Annotated in this window: 5 protein-coding genes, 3 tRNA genes and 1 pseudogene; 1 reads left to right on the top strand and 8 read right to left on the bottom strand. The window is 43.3% G+C overall.

What is annotated here, in order from left to right; all coding sequences use genetic code 11:
- A partial coding sequence (locus tag ACX5J7_RS00135) for a transposase (RefSeq protein WP_498705665.1) occupies nt 1-136 on the top strand: 136 nt, incomplete at its 5' end.
- 59 nt (nt 137-195) lie between these two features.
- Here the strand turns inward: ACX5J7_RS00135 and ACX5J7_RS00130 are convergent.
- The 8 genes and pseudogenes from ACX5J7_RS00130 to ovoA all read right to left on the bottom strand — a co-directional run bounded on the left by ACX5J7_RS00130 (nt 196) and on the right by ovoA (nt 8,092).
- A tRNA-Leu gene (locus ACX5J7_RS00130) sits at nt 196-282 on the bottom strand.
- Nucleotides 283-341: 59 nt separating this feature from the next.
- Nucleotides 342-415: transfer RNA gene (locus tag ACX5J7_RS00125), tRNA-Cys, on the bottom strand.
- Nucleotides 416-456: 41 nt separating this feature from the next.
- Nucleotides 457-532 (bottom strand) — tRNA-Gly (locus tag ACX5J7_RS00120).
- A 169-nt stretch (nt 533-701) separates the two neighbouring features.
- Nucleotides 702-1,274 carry a CDP-diacylglycerol--glycerol-3-phosphate 3-phosphatidyltransferase gene (gene pgsA / locus ACX5J7_RS00115; protein WP_015067300.1) on the bottom strand — a complete coding sequence of 191 codons (573 nt, stop codon included), beginning with the start codon at nt 1,272-1,274 and terminating at the stop codon, nt 702-704.
- Between the two features lie 122 nt (nt 1,275-1,396).
- Nucleotides 1,397-3,216 (bottom strand): annotated as a pseudogene (uvrC, locus tag ACX5J7_RS00110) (excinuclease ABC subunit UvrC).
- A gap of 31 nt (nt 3,217-3,247) precedes the next feature.
- Entirely contained in the window at nt 3,248-3,892 is a 645-nt protein-coding gene (gene uvrY, locus ACX5J7_RS00105; RefSeq protein WP_015067302.1) for a UvrY/SirA/GacA family response regulator transcription factor, read from the bottom strand.
- A 418-nt stretch (nt 3,893-4,310) separates the two neighbouring features.
- Nucleotides 4,311-5,861: an aminotransferase class I/II-fold pyridoxal phosphate-dependent enzyme gene (locus ACX5J7_RS00100; RefSeq protein WP_023559725.1), complete on the bottom strand. Its 1,551-nt coding sequence runs from the start codon at nt 5,859-5,861 to the stop codon at nt 4,311-4,313.
- 119 nt (nt 5,862-5,980) lie between these two features.
- Nucleotides 5,981-8,092 carry a 5-histidylcysteine sulfoxide synthase gene (ovoA, locus tag ACX5J7_RS00095; RefSeq protein WP_498705661.1) on the bottom strand — a complete coding sequence of 704 codons (2,112 nt, stop codon included), beginning with the start codon at nt 8,090-8,092 and terminating at the stop codon, nt 5,981-5,983.
- Nucleotides 8,093-8,474: the final 382 nt, after the last annotated feature.

The raw sequence follows: 8,474 nt of genomic DNA, 5'->3' as shown, positions 1-8,474 counted from the left end.
CGGGATCACTGAAGGCTTCCACAACAAAATGGAAATGATATCAAGAAGAGCGTATGGTTTTAGAAACTTTGAAAATTATCGAATAAGAGTGATGACCCATTGCGGATGGGATGGTGTTATCAATCGTGTAAGGTGAATGCTGATCCCCCGTTTATGGGGTAGAGCCGTCTCTTAGAATTTATTGAAATATAGAAATGGTGCCCGGGGCCGGACTTGAACCGGCACGCTGTTACCAGCGAGGGATTTTAAATCCCTTGTGTCTACCAATTTCACCACCCGGGCATCGGGTTGCTTTTCAGCAAAGGTGTCAGGCGTAGAACCTGATGCTGCGTTGCAGCGTATGGAGGCGGAACCCGGAGTCGAACCGAGATAGACGGATTTGCAATCCGCTGCATAGCCATTCTGCCATTCCGCCAGATGCGTCTGGCGCGTGATTAAAACCTCTCTCTAAGAGATTGGAGCGGGAAACGAGATTCGAACTCGCGACCCCGACCTTGGCAAGGTCGTGCTCTACCAACTGAGCTATTCCCGCACGTCTTAATCGACCATTTCGTTTGGTTGATGTCCTCTCGAAATGTGGGGTGCATTCTACCTACCCATTCAAAACTGTCAACACAAAAAAGTGTTTAAATTGAGATAAATGCGGTTTTTTATGATCGTTTGCTATTTTTTTATTCACTTTGATTAAACCGCGATCAATTTTACTTTATTGCACTTCCTCGAAGGTGTGGCCACGCTGCTTTTGTATAAACAAACATTGACCAAATTGACAGCACTGCAGAGAGATATAAAAGAATATAACCTAGAGAAACCCAATAAATTGGAAAGCCCATAAAGGTTTCAAGGCCCGATAAGAGCCCAATTAAGGCTAACATTTGAGCCGTTGTTTTTGCTTTTCCAATAAAAGACACTTTAACTGCATCTCTTACACCATTCGATCCCATCCACTCTCGTAGCGCAGACACGTAAATTTCACGCACTAAAAGCGCAATAGACGGTATCGTTATCCAAAGTGTCGCATAACTATGCGTGATCATAAGTAGCGCAGCACCAACAATAAGCTTATCGGCTACTGGATCTAAAAACGCACCAAAGGGGGTAGATTGCTCAAGCTTTCTAGCGAGGTAGCCATCGAACCAGTCAGTGATGGCGGCTAACCAAAAGATAAATGCGCCGGCTTCATGCGCCCACTTCCAATCAAGAAAATATACAACGACAAAAACAGGAATAAGGATTACTCGAAATAAAGTAATACAGTTTGGAACAGTCCACATAAAAAGTACGTCTCAGTGTTATGCCTCTATGGGCGTTTAGCGCTATAGCTTGAAAGTTCTATGCCTTTCATTTGTGTAACACATTACCTTAATTTGCAATGCATTGCTTGTCACTCCGTCAATTATTGATGGAGGTGGTCGTAAATTGTATCGGCCAGTTCCTGGCTGATACCGGGTACACTTGCAATTTCATCCTTACTGGCTTTTTTTAGACCCTGAAGGCCACCCATAAACTTAAGCAAGGTTTGTCTTCGTTTAGCGCCTATACCCGGAATGCTTTCTAAGCTCGACGTTGTTTTCACCTTTTGTCGACGGTTACGGTGCCCTGTTATGGCAAAGCGGTGAGATTCGTCGCGAATGTGTTGAACAAGGTGAAGCCCGGGCGAATGACTGTCCATTGGCAGCACTTCATGACTTCCCGCTAAAATTAGGGTTTCTAAGCCGGGTTTACGCGTGGTGCCTTTAGCTACACCCAACAGCATGGGCTTTTTGTCGTGTGGCCATTCTTCAAAAAACGCTTCGGCTTGTGCCAGTTGCCCTTTACCACCATCAATAAGAAGAAGGTCAGGGATTTTTTGCACCTCTTTTACCGATTTATACCGACGTTTCAGAGCCTGGGCCATCGCAGCATAATCATCGCCTGGGGTTATCCCTTCTATATTGTAACGTCGATAGTCGCTTTTAAGAGGGCCTTCGCGATTAAACACCACGCAAGAAGCAACCGTTTGTTGCCCAGAGGTGTGCGATATATCAAAACACTCCATACGCTGAATAGGCGTATCGACTTCTAGCGCGCCTTCTAGGTCAAGGTACCGGGCAAATACAGACTTTTGCTGACTATACTGTGCATCTAACGCAGTTTGTGCATTTGATTGCGCAAGCTGCAGATATTTACGCTTCTCTTCCCTCGCCCCTTTAAAGAAATGGACCTTGTGACCAGCCTCACTGGCTAACACTTTGGCAATCGCCTCTTCATCGCTTAATGAATTGCTTAGCACTATTTGCTTGGGTATAACCTTGTTTCCTGCAAGGTAGAACTGAAGAAAGAAAGACTCAAAAACTTCTTGTTCATCGGCGATATTCGGCACTTTAGGAAAAAAAGCTTTACTGCCTAGCAGTTGTCCTTCTCGAATAAACATAACTTGGATACAGGCCATATTGCCTTTAAGCGCAAAACCAAACACATCCATTTCGTCTTGAGTACCGGCAACCCATTGTCGCTCTTGTACTTTTCTTAGCGCATTTATTTGGTCTCGATAGCGGGCCGCGGCTTCAAAGTTTAACGCTTCGCTAGCCTTCTCCATCTTCTCCACCAGCTCGCCAATCACTTGTTGATTTTTGCCTTTTAGAAACAAGCGGGCAAAGTTAACCTGTTCTTTATATTCTTCGTCGCTGACGTACCCTTCAACGCAAGGGGCACTGCAGCGCTGCATTTGATATTGAAGACAAGGCCGACTGCGCGCGCGATAATAGCTATCTTCGCACTGACGAACAGGAAATATTCGCTGCATAGAGCGCAAACTTTCGCGTACCGACCATGCGCTTGGATATGGGCCAAAATACTCTCCCCTTTTTTCTTTTGAGGGCCACGGTGAAATGACAGCCGTGGATGTTCGTGGTCAGATAAAAAGATAAAAGGGTATGATTTGTCGTCACGCATAACCACGTTGTAACGCGGTTTGTATTTCTTAATGAAATTATTTTCCAGTAAGAACGCTTCGGTCTCACTGTTTACCACCGTGACATCCATGTCCGCTATCTGACTGACGAGCGAACGGGTTTTGGCATTATCCAAATGGGTACGGAAATAACTGGATACACGCTTTTTTAGGTTTTTCGCTTTTCCTACATAAATAACCTCACCCTGGCTATTGTACATGCGGTACACGCCAGGCTGAGAGGTTAAATTTTTAAGAAATGCTGCTGAATCGAATGCAGACATAATCACCTTAATGTTGTGCGTCTAGCGACGCTTAAAAGGTGTTAGGATTGATAAGTTTATGACGATAGGCTAAATGCGTTAACTCTACGTCAGAATTCACGCCTAACTTTTGAAACATTCTATAACGATAGGTGTTAACCGTTTTAGAGTTAATACTAAGCTCGCGAGCGATATCAGGCACTTTGTGCCCTTCGGTTAATCGCATTGCTATGGTAAGTTCTCTACTCGATAAATCGTCAAATGGATTATCTGAACTGGGCAATAACTTGCCAATAGCAATACTATTGGCAACTTCGCTATCAAGGTATTTCTGCCCTGCCGCTACTTTACGAATGGCAAGAATTACCTCTTTGGGTTCAGCGTCTTTGGAGAGAAACCCATACGCGCCCGCGTCCATCACTTGCATAGGAATGGGGCTTTCTTTGTGCATAGAAACACAAATCACCCGAGTGTTTTCAGACATACGAACAATTCTTTTCGTTGCCTCTAACCCGCCTATCCCGGGCATATTCACGTCCATGAGTACCACATCTGGGGCATTTTTACGGCACTTCTGTACCGCGTCTTCACCGTTTTTCGCTTCTGCGAGAATCGTGAAGTCTTCCACATCTTCCAGTATCCGGCGTATCCCTGTTCTGACCAAGTCGTGGTCGTCTGCTAGGATTATTTTTATCACTCTAGTATCTCACTGACTTCATTTTTACTTTCGACGGGATTTAAACCCGGCAACTTTTATAACTGCGCATCTTAAACAGCTTTAAATCTTAACCAAGTCATCATACCACGAGATAAGCATACGTGAAGTGAAGTTACACATTTTGAAATAAATTATTGATCTAGATTACTTTTAGCCAGTTAAATTGGTAAATCAAACCAGAGTCTACCAACCCTCTTTCATTTGCCAGCCTGAAATAAATCATTACGTTCTCCTCGCATAACACTATTAGTAAGCCATAGCGCTAAAAGCTCAATACATCTTCTAGAAACTAGGGCTTACGCTCTTAACCTTATCTTAATTCCATTTATTCGAAATAAAATGTCATAAAATTGAGTTTTTCTTTCTAATAAAAAGAATAAAGGCGGAGAAATGAGCGTTACTTAAATTGAGGAATAAAGCATAGGCGCAATAATGCTTCCTCAATTAATGCTGGATGGCAGGCAATATTGAGCCGAATGTGATCTGGTGCACCGAAAGGCGCACCGTCATTACCAATTACGCCTCGTTCAATACAGTCTTCAACGGTTCTAGCGGGAGAGTAATACAATGGAAGCGAACGCTTGATTGACGCGGGCTTGTCGTTTGAGGTTTGAGGGTATTGGCCCCGTGTATGGTTATTGGTGACGGTTTCATAAGAATCCATAGACGACGATAACGAAGAGTGAGAACACGTTGCGTTAAAGGTTTTTAGATCTAACCACAGAAAATAACCCGCACGTCCCATCGTAAATTTAACCGAAATACCGTAGTGTTGAAAAAAGCGTTTAACCAGCTTTCTATTAAAACTTAGCGCCGCCTTTACCTCGTCCAACCAAGTGCTACCTTCACTGTAGGCAGCAATTAGTGCAATTTTGCCTAGATTGCTGGCATTAAGGTGCTTAGCACTAATGGCTTCTGCAAACGTTTCTCTGGTTTGTTTATCTTTTATCACCGCATAAGAAGCACCCGGAATACTGGCTAAGTTAAATGCCTTTGAAACGCTGTTCAAATGAATCGCCCTCGGTAAAACAGAGGGCTTTTTATATTTTTCCGTTTGAGAGTCGAGCTTATTGACCTCGCCTTGATTGTCTAGGCCAAACATTGAAATAATCGTAGGCTCATCTGCCGAGTTAAAGGCAAATTCACTGTGCACTTCGTCTGTTATCAACAAAATGTTGTGCTGCAAGCAAAACTCAAAAACCGCTTGCTGCTCAACGCGCGATAATACAGTGCCAGTTGGATTATTAGGATGGCATATAACAAAGGCTGTCGCAGACTTATCAAGCGAAGATAAATCAATACTGCTTCTCGCAGCGCGTTCAGTATTATCGCCGCTACAACCTTGAGCATGTGAATCATCTTTGACTAAGCTTTGACATCGACTAACGTCATCAAGGTCTGCCTTGGGTGATGACAGAGATTCTGTACATCGAATATAAACAGGCTTTAAGCCATTGCGCTTGATGGATGATGTCAGTGGCTCGTAGGTAGGCGTCAGTACCATTACCTTATCACCTGACTGGCAAAACGTGCGAAGGGCCACATCGACAGCACTAATCACGCTCGCCACATCCACTATGTCTGTGTTTTCAACTTTGTAATTATAATTAGGGGATCTGCTGCGTTCATACCAAGTTGCAACCGCATCACCAATATCACAGGACTGATAACCATAGGTACTGCGTAGATTATTGCTAACGGCACTGATTATATAAGCACAAGGTGGAATATCCATATCGGCAATCCACATTGCGATAGGACTTAGTTCAGAAAACGTGGTTTGTGTATGATGACTTGAGGGAATGTTGAACCGGCGTAGTATGGCAGAATACTTTAATCGCGTTTTGTCACGTCTCAGATGAGATGGTGAATGCCATACATCCTTGTAAGGCATAAATTCATGTTGTAACGACGAAAACAAAGAAAGTTGTTGTAACTCCAGGTCCACGCTTTCACTGCCCTTCTCGGTTGTATCTAGTGAGGTTGTGAGTAAATAAGCTGAGCCAATCCCGTTTTATTCGTTCCTTGTCTCAGCCTTTCACGACACATTTCAATTTTTTTGCTGCATTAGTCTAGCTTTTCAAACACATTAAACTCAGATAACGTGTGCTGATATTTACGTTTAGTCTCGCGAATAACAAACGGAATCTCAGTAGGCTCTCCTACGCGTTTAAATCCATTACCCAATGCGTCTTCTAATGCTTGGGTTGAACTTAAGGTCTCACCGTTTTCATCCTTATAGCCGCCCAGCCATTCGCTGCGTTCGGTGTACTCTTCAAGCCAAGTGAAAGGGCTAGCTACAATCAGCAAACCACCCTTGTTGAGGCGCTTGGCCATGTCGCTTAACACTTTTCTAGGGCTGTATACTCTATCAATTAGATTGCCCATAAAAATAAGATCGTATCCAGTAAACTGAGGCTTTAAGTTACACGCATCGCCTTGCGCGAATGTAACCTTATCCTTAGTCTGATCAAGACCTAAGGCCGAGAGTTTGCGCGCTTTGAAAGACGTTAACTCGCCTTCTTCAATTAAATGGTAGCGAATTTCGCCGCGCTCTTGCATATCAAACGCCGTTTTAATGAAACGCGCAGAGAAATCGATACCATCTACATGATCAAAATGCGTAGCCAGTTCAAAGGTAGAGCGGCCTACCGCACAACCTAAGTCTAAAGCCTTAGTATGCTTACGCCCCTGCATTGCGTTAATACAGAACTGAGCGCTTGCCTTTGCAAAGTTAGAAACGCCGTAGTATTCGTCGCCGTAGTGGAATTCGCTGTACTGCGATATTTGTGTATCGCTCTCATAGTCAAAGTCGTTCACTGCTATTACTCGCTTTCCTTGTACATATCTAAAACCGGCATGCTGAAAGAAATGGCGTCTAAATGCATAGCGACTATCTTTCATTGCCTCGTTACCAGTAGAAACCCAGCTACCGCCTTTGATGAGGTTATGTTTATTGTCGTACGTAGGTGTAGTAAAGTCATCATACAGGGGGTGAACTTTAAAGCCATCGAACGGGTAAATAGGCGTTTCAGTCCATTGCCAAACGTTACCGACTACATCAAAAAAAAACCCTGTCTGGTTTACGTTAACAGGTTCGCTAGACGCATACTTTTGCAGCGCTATATTAAATTCGCTGCCATAAACCGCTTGATAAACCCCAGCATACTGGCGTAGCGCTAACCATTCATTTTCGGTAGGTAAGCGAATAAGCTCACCAGTTTGCTCACTTTTATAATTACAAAAGGCTTTTGCCTCGTGGTAATTAACATCTACCGGCCAGTCTAGTGGAAGTGGATGTTCTTCAAGCATACTTCGATACTTATACCCATCACCCTGTTTAATCCAAAACACTGGGTGCTGGGCTTGGGTGTACTCACGCCACTTATTGCCTTCACCTTCCCAGTACTTTGCGTTTTCATACCCACCTGCTTTGACGAAAGTTAGGAACTCACCGTTACTTACAAGGAATTGTGACGCACTAAATTCACTTACTGACTCCTGTTGAAGGCCGTATTCATTGTCCCAGCCATAGTATTCACTATCCCAAGGTTTATCATTCACAACGTGTTGTGCAGAGACGGGAACAAGTGTATTACTTTCTAATTCCTCTACATTTGTTTTGAAATCGGTACACACAGGCCAATCAGAATGGGGACGCACCGAGGTGATGGGTAACTGTCTTATCAGTACAGAAGAGGTTTCTAAGTGGATCCGTTCATGTTCTATACCCATAATTACGGGCCACATAGGGCTTTCCCAATCAATAGGCATACTGAACGGCATAGTATCAATGAGATCGCAAACTAAGATGCGTACTTGATTTCGATATTGACGCACCTCTTCAACCTGTGGCCAATCGTAATTTTCATCGTTTAAGTCATCCCAACTCATTTCGTCCACACCTATGGCGAACAAAGACTCGAACTTAGGGTTTATCCGCTCATTAATGGCCTTTGACAACACAAGTTTGTTGATGAAAAACGTTGCAGTATGGCCGAAATAAAAAATCAGAGGGTGACGAAGTTTTTCAGGGCGTTGATAGAATACCTCGTCGCTTTTAAGACAGGAAAAAAGTGACTCATAGGTATTAAAAGAATCGAGGAAATGATTTTTTATTTCCTCTCTTTTTTGCTCGACTGATCCTTCCCTAAGATTTAGCGTGGGCAAAGCCTGCATAATGTCCTCTCATATTATTTTTATGTACTACCAACTGCACAATAATAGTATTGCATTAAAAGAAGCAGGAATACCCCAATAAAGCAGCGTTAATTCAGTTGATTGTTACTCTATTTATTTGTAGCAGCTTTTTGTGAACAAAGCGCGACACATAGAGATTTTTTGTGGAATGTTCTCTCATTACAAAATAGAGACCACTTGAGATCATAAAAAATTTCAGCGTACACCTCGCCTAACCCAATTGACGCGGTGTCCAGTCGATTTATCTTGAAGCAAAATAAAACGCAACGGGGGGAGCTTAACTTCACTTTTTAGAGGCTTAATTGAATCCATAAAAAAACCCGCAACATGTGCGGGTTTTTCGTGCTTGATGGATGATGTC

The organism is Alteromonas infernus, assembly GCF_902705815.1.
The sequence above is the reverse complement of the archived record's forward strand: the minus strand, read 5'-3'. Positions and strand labels throughout refer to the sequence as shown.

What these genes read in the sequence shown, in the direction of transcription:
- pgsA (WP_015067300.1), bottom strand. Translation starts at nt 1,274, where the DNA reads ATGTGGACTGTTCCAAACTGTATTACTTTATTTCGAGTAATCCTTATT.
- ovoA (WP_498705661.1), bottom strand. Translation starts at nt 8,092, where the DNA reads ATGCAGGCTTTGCCCACGCTAAATCTTAGGGAAGGATCAGTCGAGCAA.